10 protein-coding genes are annotated in these 20,039 nt (G+C 35.8%); 1 reads left to right on the forward strand and 9 read right to left on the reverse strand.

Annotated elements, in window-relative coordinates:
- Positions 1 to 614 precede the first annotated feature (614 nt).
- On the reverse strand, positions 615 to 935 hold the full coding sequence (locus CJP74_RS00850) for a hypothetical protein (protein WP_119496389.1): 321 nt from the start codon (positions 933 to 935) through the stop codon (positions 615 to 617).
- A gap of 1,986 nt (positions 936 to 2,921) precedes the next feature.
- Positions 2,922 to 3,362, reverse strand: a complete 441-nt coding sequence (locus tag CJP74_RS00855; protein WP_119496390.1) for a hypothetical protein — start codon at positions 3,360 to 3,362, stop codon at positions 2,922 to 2,924.
- Positions 3,363 to 4,061: 699 nt separating this feature from the next.
- Here CJP74_RS00855 and CJP74_RS00860 point away from each other — a divergent pair.
- Positions 4,062 to 5,066: a DNA cytosine methyltransferase gene (locus CJP74_RS00860; protein WP_119496391.1), complete on the forward strand. Its 1,005-nt coding sequence runs from the start codon at positions 4,062 to 4,064 to the stop codon at positions 5,064 to 5,066.
- 6,188 nt (positions 5,067 to 11,254) lie between these two features.
- On the opposite strand, the gene CJP74_RS00865 is transcribed toward CJP74_RS00860, so the two are convergent.
- From CJP74_RS00865 to CJP74_RS00895, 7 genes are all read right to left on the reverse strand, one after another.
- Positions 11,255 to 12,460 carry a TraU family protein gene (locus tag CJP74_RS00865; RefSeq protein WP_222986800.1) on the reverse strand — a complete coding sequence of 402 codons (1,206 nt, stop codon included), beginning with the start codon at positions 12,458 to 12,460 and terminating at the stop codon, positions 11,255 to 11,257.
- 524 nt (positions 12,461 to 12,984) lie between these two features.
- Complete coding sequence (locus CJP74_RS00870) at positions 12,985 to 14,187, reverse strand: TrbC family F-type conjugative pilus assembly protein (protein WP_119496393.1); 1,203 nt, start codon at positions 14,185 to 14,187, stop codon at positions 12,985 to 12,987.
- A gap of 12 nt (positions 14,188 to 14,199) precedes the next feature.
- A complete protein-coding gene (locus CJP74_RS00875) occupies positions 14,200 to 15,069 on the reverse strand; it encodes a S26 family signal peptidase (protein WP_119496394.1) in 870 nt (289 codons plus the stop codon).
- 8 nt (positions 15,070 to 15,077) lie between these two features.
- Positions 15,078 to 15,950, reverse strand: coding sequence for a hypothetical protein (locus CJP74_RS00880; RefSeq protein WP_222986801.1), 873 nt, complete (start codon positions 15,948 to 15,950; stop codon positions 15,078 to 15,080).
- Positions 15,901 to 16,461 carry a TraE/TraK family type IV conjugative transfer system protein gene (locus CJP74_RS00885; protein ID WP_119496396.1) on the reverse strand — a complete coding sequence of 187 codons (561 nt, stop codon included), beginning with the start codon at positions 16,459 to 16,461 and terminating at the stop codon, positions 15,901 to 15,903. Before CJP74_RS00885 ends, CJP74_RS00880 begins: the two co-directional genes overlap by 50 nt.
- Complete coding sequence (locus CJP74_RS00890; RefSeq protein WP_119496397.1) at positions 16,451 to 16,753, reverse strand: type IV conjugative transfer system protein TraL; 303 nt, start codon at positions 16,751 to 16,753, stop codon at positions 16,451 to 16,453. Before CJP74_RS00890 ends, CJP74_RS00885 begins: the two co-directional genes overlap by 11 nt.
- A 9-nt stretch (positions 16,754 to 16,762) precedes the next feature.
- Positions 16,763 to 19,957 carry a TraC family protein gene (locus CJP74_RS00895; RefSeq protein WP_119496398.1) on the reverse strand — a complete coding sequence of 1,065 codons (3,195 nt, stop codon included), beginning with the start codon at positions 19,955 to 19,957 and terminating at the stop codon, positions 16,763 to 16,765.
- Between the last annotated feature and the right edge of the window lie 82 nt (positions 19,958 to 20,039).

The following is a 20,039-nucleotide window of genomic DNA, read 5'->3' on the forward strand; positions in this document are numbered from 1 at the left end:
TTCTCTCTTAGCTTTTTTCTTTACCGTCTTTTTACTAGCTTTTTCTTTTATTACCTCTATACCTAAATAAGAATTTATTTTTGCATTTAGCTCCGACTAAAAAACAAATAAATATCTAATTTTCAAAAACTTAGAAAATAAACTTTCCCTTAGCCTTTGATTTGTTGTTTTAAAATGCTAGAATATTTCTTGTAGTAAAGAAAAATTTATAGCCTCTTTACACAACTGTAATGTTAACAAAGTAATCTTGTTAGTCATTTTTTTGTTTAGGAAATATCTAGATAATTCAAATGATTATCTCAATTTACTAAAAATAGGATTTTAAGTTGTTTTACCTCTAGATCTAGCTTAAGCTACAAAATCCAAATACAATCTATTTTTAGTAATCAACCTACTTTCTTATAAAACTAGACCTGCTCTTTGAGTGGTCTAGTTTTTTTTATGCATAAAAAATCCTGTGTCTCTAAAACACAGGATAGGTTACTTTTGTAAGAAGCCATTATATTCTTGGTTTTGGCAGCAAGAATAGAATCGTTTCTATTGAGTTTTTTTGAGTATATTGGCGTTGTTTGTGATTTGTTTTATAGGGTTGAAAAGAACATTATTGGCTTAGCTTAATTAAGTAGTTTGCCTACTAATTCGGTAGCCTGAGCTAAGCTTACATCACTTGTAGCATAGACTTTTAAGCCGCGGATATCAAAAACCTTAGCTAGGTCTTGTTGCTGACGTGAAGTAATTATTACCGTATTGTTTTGGTAGAGTTTGGCTACCATAACATTACCATTGTAATTAGCTAAAGTACTTTTAAGCGATTGACCGCCGTTAGCTTGAGCTAATTCTGCTACCGTTGGAAATGAGTTAGCTAATGCAGCTTGAGGAGCTACTGCAAAGCCTAAAGAAATAAGAAAAGAAAGAAGGATTAATTTTAATTTCATAGTAGTATCTCCTAAAGTAATTTCAGGAAAGAGACTTACAAGCCTCTACTATTATTATAACTTATGCTAAAAGCTTGTGGATGATTAGTCTTAACTAAGCATATCAAGATCTTAACCAGAAAAAAGTTGGAGAAAACTCTAGGGGGTAGCCTTCCCCAACTTGATTGCACTATGTAAATAATTTCTCTTACTTGCGTAAAAGATTGTCTCAATTTTTTTGTATTTTTTGTATTTTTATAATTGTATATCGATAATTAGCTTCAATTTCAACAATCAAAGAGTCTAAGCATTTTTATTTTTTAGATAAAAGTGTAAACTTGGTTGTTTTGTTTGTTGTGTTTTAACTAGAATAAATTGTCTGATTATGGCTATAACTTATTTTTTAATATTTAAACTATTTATCTGTTTATAAGTCTATTATATACCAACAAAAATAGCTTGTAAATAGATAAGTGAGTATTCACTCATTTTATTTTTTAGCTAAATTTGACATAAACAACGGTATTCTCGAGAAAAATTGAGTAAATACTCAATTAAAATTTTTTTCTATTCCCTTACAAAAAACTAAGGGAATTCAGGCTAAATTAAATAAATTAAGGCGTTTTTTAGAAAATATTAGCGTTTTTTTACAAAAAAAATAAGTATTTTTTTAGCCAAATAATACTAATAATTAGTATTTTTTGCTTGGAATTAAGGGGTGGGAATTGAGACAGAAGAGGTGAATTGACGAGTAGTAGGTTATTGCTAATTGGTTATTGGTTTATTATTTAAATTAGTGATCAACTAAAATTCAGACATAAAAAAAACGGCTTTCTGTGATATCTAATAAAAAAATTAGATATCATAAAATTATTACTACAATAAGGAAGCCGTTATGAATAATATAACATACTCCCCGCAATTTCCGCAACAAAACTCAGAAAAAATCAACACATAAGTTCACTCATGTGACGGTGAAGATTATTTGGTTGTGTAACAAGATTTTAAATGAGTATGTTAACAGCGGTAAAAAGATAAACTACTCAGAACTGGCAAGAAAGGCTAGAATAGACCTTGGAGCCAGAAGGTATACCTTTATCTTCGTTAGTTACTTTCTTAAAGTCAAATCTAATTAGTGAGCAACTTTAGCAAGGTTATTCTAGCTCTCTTTTAAGTAGGTGTTCTTAAATAATTAACCATAGTTAGCACTTAACATTTAGATTTATTTAAGCATGCGTATACACATTATTTAGGCATATCTCTTGCCTTACTTAAATCCTAACCTGAGCAATAAGTGGTAGTACTTCCTTTCTCTTTCTTTTACTTTAGATTAAAGTAGAGCTTACCTTTATTTAATCCTAACAAAAAAACCTCTATTCATTACGAATAGAGGTCGCAACAACTTAACTTATTGGTATTTTGGAAAAAACACCATTATTGGACTAGTTCATGAAAAAACTTTCTGAACTGGCAGAAAAGATCAGCGATCCTTCTACTTTGGTGCTGCACTCAACAACAAAGTACAAAGTACTGAACCAATTAAGCCTAAACTTATAATAAAAAAAGTGAAAGCATTTGATCTTCTCTCCTACTTTCACTCGTTTACTTAATGTTAAATTTGCTATTTTGAGGAGAAGTATATTCTTACAAGGTTTCCCCAACCCTGTAAAGATAAACTTCACCAACTCTAATATCACTCTCAATTTTACTGCACATTGCTTATACAATTAGCAGTACAAGACCAAGTTTGGCAACAACTTAAAGTCTTGTTGATGGTTAGTCGCCACTAAACATTACAAGATTTTAAATTTTTACAAATATAACTAGAAGAGATAAAGTAAGATGGGTTCAGAAAAACCCATCTTACTCTTAGATAATTGGTAAGCACATTATTCACCAGAAAAAAATATCCTGAGAATAAAGCACTTTTCCCAACTAGGGCATTTTAAAGATTAAGATAGATTAAATTTAAGATAGAATGAATAAGAATAAGATCTACTTTAAAAATTAACGTACGTCAACGTCGAAGTCACTATCTAGTTTATTTAGTAAACCAGCTTGTTTTACTTGCATACGTACTTCAGAGTTATTAACTCTACCTTCAATGTTGAAGTCCGCTAAAATACTGTTGATTTGACTTGCAGTAATATCAGACGAAGCATAAACAGTAACACCATCTACTTCAAATAATGATACTAAGGATTTATTTAAATTCGAAGTAACATAAACTGAAGTTATTTTGTTGTTTTCACCGAATGCTTGTCCGGTAATAGTACGGTGACCAGTTTCAATAGTAGCTGTTTTTAATGCAGGTTGCATAAAGTTATCATTTACCACAAGAGGTACACGATCATTTGCATTCACATCAGCTGCATAAGCTGAAGTAAATGACCCTGCTACTAAAGCTGAACCTAATACTAAAGCGGTGATAACTGATTTAATTTTCATAACTTGTCCTTAATAGTTATTTCAATTAGTTGATTTTGTTGTTTTTCTATTGTTAAGTTGTCTTGATATGGGAAAAAAGTCCCATTTTTTAGTTTGTTGCTATATTTATATTATAAACCTTTTATTAGGAAGAATAAATCCCTTTCTCTTTGTAAGTGATTTGAAAATCATTCACTAATCAATGAAGAATAGGTAAGGTTTATTTAAGTGTTTTTGTGTGTTGTTTCTTTATACTTCTATTATAGTTGAGATAAATGGGTTTGTAAATAGATAAGTGAGTATTTACTCATTTTATTTTTTACGCAATCTTAGATAACTTCTCTTAAACCCCGATAGATTCGGGAAAAACTGAGCATTTACTCATTTAATTAAATTCGAATAACCCCACAACCTATGCAGGAATTTAGGCAATTTTTTGCAAATTTTAGCTCGCAAAACGACAAAAAATGACAAAAAATGATTAAATAAAACTCTAAAAAATTAAATAAAAATATCCCAAAAATATCGCTGGATCTAAAAAAAGCAAACAAAGTAAAGTAAAAACTCTAAAAGCAAAAAAAGCAAAGCAAGAACCCTAAAGACAAAGAGCTATTGTCCCTCTCAGTTAAGGTATAATAAAACAAGCTCGACCTCTAAAAACCCAGGTCTATCTAACCTAGATTAAACATAAAACAAAAAAACATATGGAAGCAAAACATTATGAATCTAATTAGCTTATTTTCAGGAGCTGGAGGCTTAGACCTAGGCTTTACTATGGCTGGCTTTAATATAGTAGCAGCCAATGAATATGATAAGTCAATCTGGCAAACCTATGAAGCCAATCACTCTACTCCCCTCATTAAAGGAGATATAAGTAAAATTCCTTCCGACGCCTTTCCTGCCTGTGACGGCATTATTGGTGGACCTCCATGTCAATCTTGGTCAGCAGCAGGGACTTTAAAAGGAATTAACGATCCGCGCGGAAAACTATTTTACGAATATATCCGTATTCTCAAAGACAAAAAACCTAAGTTCTTTCTCGCTGAAAACGTCAAAGGCATGATGGCTAAAATCCATTCTGAGGCAGTTGAAAATATTATCGCTCAATTTAAAGAAGCTGGCTATGAGGTTCATCTTTTTCTCCTAAATGCCAGTGATTATGGCGTACCTCAAGATCGCCAGAGAGTTTTTTATGTTGGCTTTAGAAAAGACCTTAAGGTAAACTTCACTCCCCCTCAAGCTCATGAGAAAAAACTCACTCTTCGTGATACCATTTGGGATCTCCGTAAAACCGCAATCCCAGCCTTAGACAAAAACAAAACCAATGGCAACAACTGCAAGGTTCTGAACCATGAGTACTTTATCGGAAGCTTTTCGCCAATGTTTATGAGCCGTAATCGAGTTCGTCAATGGGATGAGCCTGCCTTTACAGTACAAGCTTCAGGCAGACAATGTCAACTTCACCCTCAAGCTCCTGTTATGCAAAAAGTAGATACAGATAAACACATTTTTGCTCCAGGTAAAGAAAATCTTTATCGTCGTTTAAGTGTCCGTGAATGTGCCAGAATCCAAGGTTTTCCTGATCATTTTAAGTTTTACTACAGCAACCTCAACGATGGCTATAAGATGATCGGCAATGCCGTGCCTGTGTATTTAGCCTATGCCATAGCTCAAGCTATAGCTCAGGCTCTTGAGGCAAATAAAGATTCGAACCAACAACTATAACAAAAGCTTGAACCAAGGATAAAGCTAAAAAATAGCTAATATCTTAAAAGGCAAAAATAGCAAATCTTACAAAAGCCCAAAAAGGTTAATTCTTTAAACTAAGGACAATTAAAATCCAAAGATAAAAAAACACCATAAAGCAGGTGCGCTACTTTATGGTGTCGACTTTATATGAGAATTTTGGTTTATTAGAATTTACGAAACTTTTGGTTTCATTGGATAGCCAAAGCTTTTACCTTTTGTCTATACCAAAACTTGTTTTATGAGTTATGTTTGCCTGAGGATGGTTTATTTTAGCTTGCTATTTTTACTTTTGGCGATTGTAAATAGCAATCTTGCTAAAATAAAACATCCCAAGGCAAAAGCCTTACAACTTCAAGCTGTAAGGCTAGCTAATTAAAAAGAATTGCCTACTAGTTGTCTAAGGTTATAATCATAAATAAGCTTCAAGAGCAAGCAAATTACCCTCTAAACCTCTTTACAATTATTCTAATGTTTAAAATTGAGAGTAAATATTTAGTCCAATTTAACTAGTAAACGTGTGTAAAAGTAAACTTTTACACTTAACTATAAGGTTATGCCTTTCTTATAGTTATTTTTTTACTTAGTTGCCTAAGTAAAACTTACGGGGCTAAATCGCCCTATCTTAATACAAGCTCAACTAGCTTGGCTAAATTGGGAAAGACAATTATTCAATATTAGAAGCAATAAGGCTTTATTTTCCCGAGAACAAGTATAGGTTTTTCACTCTTTTTTTAAACGTCTTGTGCACATAAGCCTGCAAATAAAGCATAATTGTCTTAATAAAGATGTCTTAGCTCCAGACATCTTACTTAAGACAATTAAATATACACATTACTCAGAAATTATTAAAAAAAAATAAAATCATACGTAAACTAAGGTAAAGGGAATTACCTTAATAAAGATGTCTACTAAACCGAGACATCTCAGTTAAGATAATTACATTTATGTCTTTGCTAATTTACGGGAGAGAAATCATTACGATTTTCCGCAATAAAAAAGTCTTAGTTTTTTGAACCAAGTCAAAAGTTGATTTCCAACGAATATTTATATAACTTAATTAATAGAAATATATCTACAAAAAAACTACAAAATCAAAAATAAGAAGAATATAAAAGAACTAAAAAATTAGGGTTCGCTTCATATTCTAAAAAATAGTTAAGTGCCTAGCCTTACCAATAAAGCTTACACCTTATGAGCCTATTCCTACTCACATTTATTGGCAAAGCCAACTATTTGCTCGGGAGGTAATATGAAGCGAGGAATAATTTCTTTAAGTTATTGCCTAGTTCCAGTCAGTGAATCGTCGATTGTAATTTTTCTATTTGCTACATTAACAATGCTAGGCAATAACTTGAAGAAATTATTTCCTCATAAAATAAGGACCCCAATTCACTTAAGGTCCTTACCTTAAGAAAAAAGACAGACTATAAATAATTTAAAAGGAAATATTACAAAGCTATAAAGAATAAACTGTTGCCTTAGAGTTGCCCTAAAGCAACAGTCGTCCTTTCTTATTAATCAAGTAAGAAGATGGAATTCCCAAGAAAACGCTAAACGAAATATCTTCTTACTAAAACTACTAATCATACATAAAGCTAATAGCTCTATAATTGTATTAACCGTAGATAAAATTTATACCAGAAAGTAGGAATGTACTTGGAAGAGTACAATGAGTTTCAAGAAACCAACTATCGTTTGGTATGAGTCTATTATAGCCGATTTTATTATTTACCCCAATTTTTGGGAAAAAAAAGATTTTTAAAAAAAATTAATAAAAACTGGTCATTTTCCACAAATAGCATGCCCAAAAATCAACATTTTAGCAAAATAGACCTCTTTTTCTAGCCTCATTAGCTTTCTTTTTTGATCAAAAATGATCAAAATTTTTTCTCCGTTTTGTGACGTAGATCACACTTTTTCTCAAAGAAATTCATAAATCACACACTCTTTACTAGGTTATTAACCCCTTTTTTTTGACTTTTTTCTCAAATCTGAGACCTAAAAAAGAATAAAATTCTTGAAAATCAAAAGGAAAATTAACCTACTGTTCTATCATTAAAAGTTTGATAAATAAACATAAGAAAGAAAAGTTGTGATTTTTTGAAAATAATTTATTTTTTATTTTTTTTATTTATTTTTTTGCAAGTCTTTTTGTAAAGCAAATATTAATCTTGCAAGAGTAAATTAATTAGTATTTTATGCGGGGAGTTAGATTTGCAGGGGTAGGGTTTTTGGTTTAGTTTTAGTTTGGGCTTTGGTTTAAGTTTCTCGTTTGGGACTTTGTATTGAAGTTTAGTGATTGAGACAACAAAGGTGGGAATAGGCTTTGCTTTAATTAGAGGAATATCTCCTGCTTACTTGAGTTTGGCTCTTGAAGTTTTTACTTTGAGGTTTACCTCTTTCTTGGCTTTAATTGTAGTTAATTATTTAAATTAATGATCAACTAAAATCCAGACATAAAAAAAGCCCTCTTGGGGTAGAGGACTTCCATACATAAGGAGAATTTTATTATAGCATTGATAACACACTGTATAACCATGAGATACATTGCAGAAAGGTAATTATACAGTGTCAAAATCTATGTCCTTCTGCAAGCTCTGTTCTTATCCAATTAACTTAAAAATGTTGCTCAAGTTAGTTAAAATTTAATGACTTTCATACAACTATATATGAGGAGATTTATTTAGACACACTTTCAAATAAGAGGAACTCTGAGCAACATTTCTAAGTTAATTAAGGAAAAACTCGTTGCTATGCTCCCGCATTGCAACGAACACGAGTTACTATATAAATTAACATACTAGCACGTGTAACATACAAAGTACGTTAAACGTACAAATACGTAGAAAAAACATCTATAAATTAAAATCTACACCTTCATTATATATTTACTTAGAGCAGATTTTTTCCCAGTGGATTAAATTAGTTCACAAAATCATCTGTTTTGATCAAAAAAGAACAATCTGCGTTTTATATTGTTTTTCAACGATATAAGCTAAAAAACACCTCTAAATTATGCGGGTTTATTTTTATATAGACTTTTATTTGTAAAAAATTATCTTAAAAGATCAATCAGAAAAATTTTTAAGTTTTTCCCTAAAGTGTGATTTAGATCAACTAAATTACACACCTCTAACTCGGTTATTTGCATTTTAGTAATTTTTTGCTCAGAAAAATTAGCAAATCTCTCAGCAAAAGAAAGATAAATTTGCAGAAAGTAAAGAGAAAATCAGTAAGGTAAAGGAAAGAACAAAAAAAACTAGAGAAGAAAGTAAAGTAAGGAGAGAAAATAGAGAAAATGAATGTCTAAAGCACTGACTAATTATAATTAATAGTCAGATCTAAAAATCAAGAAAAAAGCAACTAAGAGAAAAAAAGGTACAATTTCTACCCTCAAACGTCAGAGCAAAACCTTTTCGACTAAAGTAGAACTGTACCCCAAAGGAAAAGTGAGATTTCGATAAGTTTTAGTAGTTTTAAACTCACTCTAATTTAAACTAAGAAATAAAACCATCTATCACTATTAATTTTCAGGAAAGAACAAAAAATATTAATAAAGAACAAAATAATAAAAAGAGCTAACAATTTTTTAAAGAACAAAAAATATAAAGAACGCTTATAAATAATCTAAAGAGCGAAAACAAACACTAAAAGAAAATATTTTTATAAAACATCTGCATTGGGTTTTTTATAGTAGAACCTAATGTATTTTTTGTATGCGTATATGGTAACACTCCTAAAGTTCTTTGAGAAGACTACTTGAGGCAACAGAATGGTGCCTCATATTCTCCAATCAAGAAAATTCTTTGCCCCCAACCTTTATTTACTTACCTAAAACTCTACAAAAAAAACACTTCTCTCTTTAGTTATCTACTTGCCTTTATTCCAGATTCCCAATAAGCCAATAAGCCAATAAGCCAATAATAAAATCCCCTGCCTAAATTCAAGCACAAAAAAACTCGAGTTTGGCAGACTCGAGTACTTATAAATGTAATAAATATGATATATGAGTAAATAGGCTTTATTAGCTTTTAGCATTAAAGTTCAGGTCAATGAAATACGACCAGAACAGTAAATGTGGCGGTTATGAAAAAAGAGATAAGGTTTTTTAGCATGATAATTATGTTGGCAAAATAAGTTAAATATTGTTGATTGTATGCTTTTGGGTTTTACATGAAATTAGAAAATATTATGAGCAAAAAATACTACTTATAGTTAATTGGAGTAAGTTAGTTTTTATTTATCTTTATTTTGTTGCTTACATTTTTTTTGAGTTTTTATTTTCTTTTTGGCAATTTTTTATCTTTTGGCAAAGATATCACTCTAATTTCTTTTGGCAATTTTTTTATCTTTTGGCAAAGATATCACTCTAAGTTTTTTTTGGCAATTTTTTTATCTTTTGGCAAAGATATCACTCTAAGTTTTTTTTGGCAATTTTTTTATCTTTTGGCAAAAATATCACTCTAATTTCTTTTGGCAATTTTTTATCTTTTTGGCAAAGATATTGTTGTTCTTTTTGGCTATGCTTTTATTTCTTTTTGTTGGTTGTTTGTTTTTATACCAAATACTATCTTAATGTGGAGCTACTGCTAAAATAACCAAAGCAAAGCTTATTACCGTTGAGCTTACTTTATATAATTGTGCTGTCATACTGTTCTCCAAATTCTTAGCTTGTTTGTTTTGTTGTTAAGTCTATTATAGAGAATTAATGCTCCCTGAAAAAGTAGGATCAGCTTAACGCTATATTGAATCTTGTTCAATAATAAGGTCTAATATCACCTTATCCTCAATCTCATGTTTATAATCTCACTGCGTTTTTTACCTTATTTGCTTTGTTTTTATATTCCTTTTACCTCATTTAAATCTATCCTTCTTTGCCTCTTTTGCCTTTTTATCTTTAGTAAGTAAGCTAATCTCGCTTTTTAGACAAATAAAAACGACTGCTTAAGAGAACTTAAGCAGTCGTCGTAATTCTGACAAAATGAGGTAATTATGTATGTATCAAAACAATTTCTTGTTTTATTTCGTTATGTTTTTATTTGTTTTGTATATTGTGATCTTGTTTATTAGTATATTGCGATCTAGTTTCTTAGTGACCCACTACAGCTAATACTACTAAAGAGAATGCCACTACTGCTGAAACACCATATAATACTTTTTCTTTTAAATCTGTCATTTGTTTTATCCTCCTGTTAAATTGTTTATTTGTTGTATATATTAAGTTTCTTACCTCACCCAAATTGCAGTCTCGACTGTATATAAGCGATAAGATAAGAGCGTGTTCTGTTTTGTTATGTGTTTGAACTAAATGTTGTTTAGACCGATGTTTGAGTTTAATTTTCAACTCTCTACACATATAGAGTAACACAGATTATTAATGATGTAAAGTACATATTCAAAAAATATTTTGGCAAATATTTTAATAATCTGATAATTTAGCCTGTTTTTCACTAAGTTAATTGCTGAAAAATATTTGATAATTTTTTCGATAAATTTCTTTGTAAGAAAAAATATTATTTTTCAAAAGCTTAGCTTGGATAAAAACAAAGCTAACTTTTAGTTTAAGGAGCCATGTATACTTTGGCTGTTTAAGTAGCCAAGTATACTTTGGCTTTGTTTAAACTAAAATCTGTAATGAAGAGATTTTTGTGATGTGTAAACTAAAGAACTATGCAAGTAGCAAAGAACTTTTAATTAGTGCATTGCTCTTGGGAAGATCTTGGGAAGGTCTTTGTCAGATACTTTCTAGATCCTTGCGTTCTTTTTTTTGTAGATCTTTTATAGATGTATTTTTTCTCTTCTTAATTTATTCTCGTGTTCTTTTTAAATAAATACTTGTATGTATTATTTTGCTACAGCCATAACCACTAAACCAACGGTTACAGCGTAAGTTAAAATATTGCCTAAAATTTTCACTTGAGTTCCTTGTTGAGTTGAGAGGGCAAGCAAAAAATTCTCTTTGCTTTGCCGAGAATAAGCCTTTTTCTTATTCTCCTTGGTAAAAAAATAATAAATAGAGTAATTTTTTTAACTACTTTATAATTTTAGACAGGAATATTTTTTATTCGTTTGATAAAAAAGCAATTTTTTTAAGAAAAAATACAAAAAAAATCCTAGCCAATCTACAAAGCTAGGATCAGGCAATTTCTCAAGGAATAAAACGTCTACTTTAAAAATAATGCCGAACAACAATCACGCCAACGCCACACCACATATACGGCATCTTCGGCATTTGCAGCTTCTCCCCACATAAAGGTCGAACGCCCTATAGGATGCTTGGAGTTTTGGGGCATAGGATAAAACATGGAAAAGCGATACTGCTCTGGTAAAAACTCTAGGGCTAGAGAAGTTTGGCATAGAGCATCTTTACCCATGGTTCTTACCTCAAAACCGCGTCGATGTGAAGCTGCTAAGGCTCGGGTTGCTAGTAATGAAGTCATGCGAGCTCCTGATCCTACACTGACATCAAAGCCACTAATAGGATAAACATTCCCCCAGGTACCCGCACACCAAGGGAGAAATGAGCTCGACTTTTGTCCAAGATGTGCCATGGCATCTGCCCCACAAGCAAGAATTGCCTCTTTACGAGCAAATGCACGCGTTTCAGGAAAAACTAATTGAGCTATCTCAGGATAATTCCAACTCGGATCTATTTCCGAAACATATAACACATCTATACTACTAAACTCATTACTAAAGCACAGATCCTTATTTAACAAACCTAAAATTTGTAATAAAGGAAAAGCATAAAAATGATAATGATAAAACCCCGTACTGGCTGTATCTAGTTCCCCACTGCCACGCGTTCCCAGTTGATGAGCACGTCCGAGTTTTATTTTTTTCCCATTTAAACTCATCATACAGCCGGGAGTACGCACTAGTTCAACTAGGCGAATAGGTTGCCAGAAGCCCAGAGTATATCCCACTTGAGGAAAATCTCCTTTGCGTTTGCAACTACACACAGGTTGAGAAACTGAACCACTGGGAATATCATCTCTGCCTTTGCCGCCACTGACTTTAACTCCAGATATTCGCATGGGAAACATACAATCCCAACAAATATCGGTAATGAGCTTTTCGGAAAGAACATTAGCACTATTACACGAACCTGGACTAGTTGGAGTTATTTCCACACCTGCTAACCCCTTTTGTGCCAAAGTAAACTCGGGCTCAGGCATTAAGCTGGCATAATCAACCTCTTGAGGTTCTAGTTCGAGCAAAAGCTCGTCTGGAGCCTCCTCTAGCTCCCTTGGCTCAAGCTTCGACTGAACCTGAATAGGATGAGAAGAAAACCAAGGGGCAGAGGCAGTACCCGCATGCTGCCTAAGCTCAGGAGCCTGTAAGTAAAATGGCACTCCTGAACAACTCACTTGCCCCTTGGCAGATAAAGCTAAAAGTCCCAGTCCTAGAAATAAGCCTAGAGCTTTTATTTTAGCTAACAGAGACGCTTTGCCTTGAGTGAGAAACTGAGTTAAAAAAGCTAATTTTGCTGGCGGTAAAGGCTTGGGGGGTTCTTGTCTGTTACTTCTTATCTCTCCACGAAAGCCAGTTCCTTTACCGCTGTCTATTTCATTACAGAATTCGGTTCCTCTTCCGCTTTCTGTCTCTCTAGAGAATTTGGATCCTATCTCTCCCCAGAATTTGGTTCCTCTACCATTTTCTGTCTCTCTAAAGAATTTAGATCCTATCTCTCCCCAGAATTTGGTTCCTCTACCATATTCTATCTCTCTAGAGAATTTGGATCCTATCTCTCCCCAGAATCCACTTCCTATCTCTCTACGAAAATCGGTTCCTCTCCCGCTTTCGTTTTTATTACCTCTCTCAGTTTCTCTTGGTTTTCCTCTCGCAATATCTCTCCTCACTTTTTTCGATACAGCAAGTTTAGCGAGAGGATTCATGGTTGACTCCCAAGCAAGGACTCAAGGCTAAGTCCTGGAAGATGTTTAACTTCCAACTCTTGCCCATTTAATCCTTGAAGCAAGGTTAATGCCGAAGGCTTGAACATTTGCATTAAGGTTGGTAAAGCAAGGTACAATTGTGTTCCTAAACGCTCTTGCCAAAAAGCAAAGCAAGCTAAAGTATCTGGTTCTTGCGGACAATCCAAGCCCGTAAGTAAAACTACGCGCTGGGAGTTAGTGAAATAGTTTTGCAAGGTTGGGGCTGGTAAAGCCAGCAGTTGTTCTTGTAAAGCAGGCAAGCTTAAATCCACAAACCACACTTGTAAGGGAAAGACTTGCTCACTCGCTTGAGGGAGAGGCACTATTTCTTCTTTTTCTTGGGTTACAAGAGGAGTTTTTTGCTTAGTTTCAAGTTGAGCAAAATGCTTCTCAAGCATCTCTCCATAGTCCACTTGTGGTTTAGTAGCTAGGTAATCTAGCACCTTCGCTCTCGCTTGGCGTAATAAGTCTTCTTCAATTAAGGAAAAAGTTTTTCCTTGCTGAACAATTTTTGCTTTGTTGGCAGGAACAAAGTATTGCCCTGCCCCAAAGGCATGCGTTAAAGTTTGGCGTTTGAGCTTGATGCCTAGCTCCTGCAATTGCTGTAAGTACAATAATTGTCCTTCTTGTAAAATCTTTTGGATACGTGCCAAGCTCGTACGATATAGCTGTTGCTCGGGCTTAGCCTGCTCTTCAAGATGAGTATAGTAAGTTCGGGCTAATTGCCAAGCTACATTGCCATATTGTTGGTATACGGGAACTAATTGTTCGGCTGGGACTACATAAGGTGAGTCAGCTTGCACGCCCTTCCAGTAAACGAGCACGGGAACTTGCTTTTGTCCTAAGGCTCGAAATGGGCGCGGATCTATGCTAACTTCTGGCAACCCAGGAAGCGAGTAATCGCGTTCGAGTTGTGCCAAACGTTGCTGTAAAGCAACTATGCCTTCACTCCAGTTTTCTCCTAAGACTCCAGGAAAAACTACAGGTAAGTTGGCTTGATAGGCTTCACGCAAAACATTTACTAAACTTGCCTCATCTAAACTTTGCGAAGCAAGAATTGACCAAAAATTATTTACTTTTAGAGTTACTGGCGTTTGGGCAGATATAGCAAAACTAGAAGATGCCCAAGCTAAAGCAACTACAGCCAGAGTTTTTTGCATAAAGTCTCTCCTTTAGAAAAAGGTAAATACACGTGCTTGAATTTGCTTGCCTTTTAAAGCCCCAAAATACAAGCTATCTATACTGCCAAAGGCATCGCCTACTGCCCAGTATTCGTTTTTATCGAGGATAATGCGTCGCGATCCTTGCGGTAAACTCGCTAGAGCTTGCTCTAATACTGGCGGTAGGTTTTTAATGTAAACGCCATTAATAAACAAGCCCTCGGCAGTGAGATCAACTATATCGTGCGGATAAGCGAGCAAGTATTTGACAAACTTAGTTTGTGGTTCTAGACTGCGAATTAAAGTGTGATTAAGAAAAATATGAAGATCGCCAGCAAGGAGTACTGCCTGATTAAAGTACTTTTGCTCTCCTTGCTCGGTTAGATAAGCTTGCGAGTTGATTACCGCTTGTTTTCCTGGTAAATCAACTTGGTGAGGTAAAAAACTGACAAACAACTCGTCTTGAGCTTTACTTTGCCCTAGGCAAGGAGCTAGGGTTAAGTTATCGCGCCAAGGACCAAGGGTAACATAGATTTCATTGGCTTGGGGATAGAGGCTCAAGCTCTGAGGTTGATACTCTTGTTGCAATACCCACTGGCTCACGAGCTTAAAGTAATCAGGGCGATTTGCCATGGCCTTACTAAAAGCTTGCATTTGTTCTTGTTGCTCCGGGCTCAACTGGCGATAGTAGACGCGATAGGGACTTAAAGTGCCTGTAGCTCGTGGAGCAAGTAAAGGCGAACTCAAGTAAAAACGCCCTGCCACTACCGAGGTTTCAAGTTGGGGATCTATGCCAACTTGCAAAGCTAGAGGCAAAGTAAAGTACACACCCGTCCCCAATCCTAAAGCTATAGCTACTTTATGAGCAAAAGATAGTTTCATTTTGCCTCCTAGTAGTTAATTTGCTCAAGGAGCACTATTTGTGATTTTTCTCCAGGCAAGAGTTTTTCGCCTGTGACCATTACCGCAGCCATAACATTAGCTTGGGTACAGCTCAGAGCTTGCCAAATAAAATCGATACTACTGATATTCTCTACCCAAAAACTGCGTACTTTTATCCCTGAGTAATAGAGATTACGAGGCTGAAACTCTCGCATCTCACTAAACTTTAACAAGCCTATACCACACAGCAAAGGCAAATACGGACTGCCTTGTTTAGGAGTAATATCTACAAGATCAAGCACTTGCGGGGTTAAATAAGGTACATTGAGATAAAAGTTAGTCAGGCTATATTGCCGTTTGCTTGCTTGAGCAATGGGAGTAACAGCATTGGTAGCTTCAACCGTGTAACGCACCAAGCGACTTAACTGAGCAAGATAATCATTTACCGAAATATCACCTAGATTTAACAGCATTTGCCCACTAAAAAGCTGAGGCACAACTATTTGGTAATTCTGCGGATCTATGTTTTTAGGTACCAGAATTAAAGTCAAAGCTGAATCAGGTTGCTCGCCATCGCGCACTACTATAGTTACTTTTTCGCTAGCACTCGTAGCAATCAGCAAGTCCGAGCCTCGCGCCAGCATTTGCACTTGAGGGTCAATGGTATCTGCCACTATTTGCCCAAAAGGTAAAGTAATGCTATTGAGCTGATCTAGGGCAATACGCAATTGATAGCTTGCCCCAAAGTTGGCAAGCACTATTTGCTTGCTCGTTTGCTGTTCGGGAGCTATGGCAAGCTTGGGGTTAGCCCCAGCACTTGCCAATATCAAACTACTGAGAAGCCAGAGAAAGGCTTTGTAAATTACGGATACGGGGTACATAATCCTCCAAATCCAGCAAAATGCGGAATTGATGTGGGTTTTGCAGGCTATTGCCCGCAGCGTCAATAATAGTGGCTCTACCTTCAACTATTACTTCTCCGGTTGGGGGATGATAATAGGCTTTGGTAATCACAAAGGTCATGTCCATGCGATTTTCTTTCAGGCGTTGCATATCCGCAACTAGTTGCTTGCGAAACTGAGCATAGTAATCAGGAGCCACATACTGACTAATACTTTCAAGAACAAACATGGCATTGTCGGCAGTAACATTCCCCAAGAGCAAGGCCATTGAAGTAGCAAAGCTCACCGCATAAGAGCGAGTTAAACTATTTGCCTTGACCTTATAAGAGTCATTTGCCACCATAGGTTGCACTATAACTATGGGCTTGGTCGAAGCTTGAATATATACACTTAGTCCCAAACTCACGGCCAAGACTAAATTCAAGAGCAACAACAAGCTTGTATGTTGCTTTAAGGCTTTTACTTGGCTATCCCAGTTTTTAAACTTCATCCTCACTTACTCCATGAGCAAAAATTTGGCTAAAAGGATTAGGCACACTGTACGCCCGCACCAGAATCAAGCCATAAAAGTAAAGAAAATGCCCCAAGTAGTTGGCTTTGAGATGAGTATTGTATTTGCGAATGCAATAACTCAAGGCAAAACCTACCCCCGCCCAAAGAAACAAGTTCCCAAAATAGGCTCCCATGGCAATGCCTGTGAGAATAGGAATAGCCTCAGGTAGGGGCCAGAGTAAAAAGTACACGGGATCATCGATGTAGCGTGAAAGTTGACGTAACGGCATAGCAGTCTCCTAGGCTTTGAGTTTAAGTAAAATGTCTATTGCCTGCCAGAGATCACAAGCATAGAGCTCGCGCAAGCGATTTAAAGCAGCTATATCTACAGCATTAGTTGAATAAAGTAATTGCACTTTAGGTTCAACAATTAACCTGCCTACGCCTGCCCCATGATCGGTTAAAACAAATATTTCCGAATAATGCCCCTTGCGTGTTTTTAAGGAAGTAATTTGCCGAATGGCATGAGCATCAAGAACAAGCTTGTCTTGGCTAATTAGTTGCTTGATGGTTTCATTTTTTTGGGCAAGGAGTAAATAGTTAGCAGAGTTGGCAGCTATAGCTCGTCCTGAAGGGGTGGTATACAAGTCTTCGAGGGACTGAGTAATGGTCACTACTGCCCCATTGTATTTCCGAAAGCGTCTATATCCTGTTTCAATAAAGTAAGAAATGGTTTTAGAGGCAAGGAGATCCCAAGCTTCGTCAATAAACAACACCTTTTGCCGTTCTTTTTGTCCTTGAATCATTTGTTGGTTTACGGCAAAGATTAATTGCAAGAGCACGAGTTGTTGTAAGTCCTTGCGTCCTGAGAGTTCTTCGAGTTCAAGGACTACAAGGCGAGATTTTTGTCCTTTCCGGTTAATTTCTTGCTCTAAGTCTTGCAAGAGATTAATCATATTGCGAGCTTGAGGCTGAAAGTAAACACCATAAGCCCCACGGCTGGTAAATGGAAATATTTGTACGGCAAGATCTTGGAGGCGTTTGTCTGGATGCTCTTCGAGCTTTTGTGCCAGCATATCTATATGCAAGTTAGCGCCATAGATTTCCCACAAGTCTTTGATCATTTGTTTTACGGCATTGGCCTGATACTCACTGAGCATATCCTTAGGAGAAATCATTGCCTGAATTAAGGTAAAGACCATATCCGCATCTTGCTCATAGTTGCGCACCAGAGAAAAAGGATTAATGTTAATTTGGGCATTAACGTTAAATTCAACAAACTCTCCTTGATATACTTCACAGAGCTTTTTATAGGAACGCCCTATATCAATAATCCAGCATTGAGCTCCCGTAGCCAGAAGATTTACCACTATTTCATTTACCAGAAACGACTTACCCGAACCTGATTGAGCAGCTATACAACAATTGAAATTAGTTTGCGAGGCAAACATATCAAAATTCATAATTTGCCCTGTACGACTAATTAAAGGTACTACAGGGGCAGCTGCTGCTTTCCACTCGGCAAATAAGGGTAAGCACACGGTAGCTTGGGTCGTACTCATGGTTCTTTCTCTTTGTAAAAAAGTACGAGCTTTACGATCTTGATTTAACGGCAAGGCATTGAGAAACACAGGCAGTTGCACTTGGGTTTCATAATCGATAAGCCAGCCAATAGTTTGGAAATAGGATTTTACTTTTACAGCAAAGGCTTGGGCTTGCGGTAAACGTCCATTCCCCTCATGGGCTTTATAACTGGCATAGTGTCGCTTATGCGGAGCGATTTTTACTTGCTTGAGTAACTCTTGATCAGCAAAGCTTAAACCCGAGAGATCGTAAGTAAACTTAGGTGGAGCTGAGGCTAAAACACTAGATTCAAGTTGTGCCTCAAAGTCAGCCGCCAGGTCATCTGCAGAAGAGGCAGAAAAGTCTGAAGAGGCAGAAAAGTCTGAAGAGTCAGAAAAGTCAGAAGAGTCAGAAAAGTCAGAAGAGTCAGAAAAGTCAGAAAAGTCAGAAGAGTAAAAGTAAGATGATGATCCTTGTGCAGATAGAGAAGATTCAGAATCAGTTGTTGACTCAGCTGAAGCTAAAGTAACCTCAGACTCAAGAAAAGAATCAGCTCCTGTAAGGTCTAACTTGAGCTCGGGCTGAGTTTGCGAGCCAACTGCTTGCTCTTGAGCTTGAGAAAGATCGATTTGCTCTTGTCTTGGTGTTAAGCTCTCGAGCTCTGCTGTTGTTAGATCAGAAGTCAGTTCTTGTTCTTGCCCTGCTTGTTCAACTTGTTCTTGCGTTTGTTCCAGTTGATCAGATGTTTGTTCAAGTTGATCTTGCGTTTGTTCAACTAATTCTTGTTCTTGCCAGTGTGTATTTTCTTGTTCTTTTTTCTCTCTTGAGCCTCGCCAATTTTGCCACAAGCTGGCAATAAAACTTTGCTTGCCTTGTTCATCTCCACTAGCCTCAGGTTTATCTGGAGCTAAGCCTGCTTGATAATCGGCATAAGTATAGTCTGGTGGTAACCAAGCGACTAGAGTCCAACTCAATTTAACTAGTTTGTCTCCCCCATTTAAATCAGCAAGAAGCACATCAAAGGCTTCGGCAGTTTGTTTGAGACGGGGAACAAAGCGAGCTAAAGGACCTGTCATTTGGCGAATGGTGTAGTTGCGTTTGGTTTCTACTAGAGATTTAGCTGTAAGCTGTTTGGCAAAAAATAAGTTGCAAGTTAAGAAAAACTTTTGCGTTAAGGGAGTTATACCTGTATAGAGATCACCTAAGTAGCTTACTGCCTGCCCACAAGCAAACTCACTGGGTATTTCTAGGGGAGTAAACACTTGTACGAGTTGACCGTCAAGTTCAAGACAGTTTTTATGGCACTTGAGGCTACTGCTAGGACTAAATACTTGCTGGGCGAGGGTAGTAAAGGGATCATAATAGAGAAAACGACTATCGTTTTGGGCTTGTTCTTGGTAGGTTTTATGCAGCAAGAGATTGCGCATAAAAAAGAGATACTCACGGTCGTTAAGGCGATGGACACCCCCAAAAATACTGAGTAAAGCTTGTTGGCTTTGGGCACTGTATTGTTGGAAGTCAGCCAAGATTTCTGGAGTTATATTTCCTTTGACAGGAATTTTTAGACTTATGAGGAGAATATAGTTGCGTAGATTACACGGGGCTTGATTGTCATGCGACACTTCTTGCATATTTTGCAAAAACTCTAATCGCATTTGCGTGCTTGCCTCGAGTTGTCCGCGTAAACGCAAACGTTGGTATTCGCTAATATAGGGGAGCAGGTTATCATCGGCAACTAGAGTAAAACTCAAGTAGCTATTATCAGGCAAATCGAGCTGAAGCATCCCGCGAATTTGGGCTTCGAGATCGGCATTTACTCCAGATAAGGGTTCGGTTTGCCAAATAAAACCTATATGCCCTGATGAGCAAATAAAAGCTCCCGTAGCTTCATCATAGGCTTGCACGTCGAGAAGTTGAGAAAAGGAACCCATAGTTTGCTCCAAAAAAGAGCTGGAGAGTTGTAATCATCAGCCAACATAAAAGAAAAAATGCTGGACTTGCAATCGTGGAAAT

It is taken from the genome of Psittacicella melopsittaci (genome assembly GCF_003585925.1).
Taxonomy (GTDB): domain Bacteria; phylum Pseudomonadota; class Gammaproteobacteria; order Enterobacterales; family Psittacicellaceae; genus Psittacicella; species Psittacicella melopsittaci.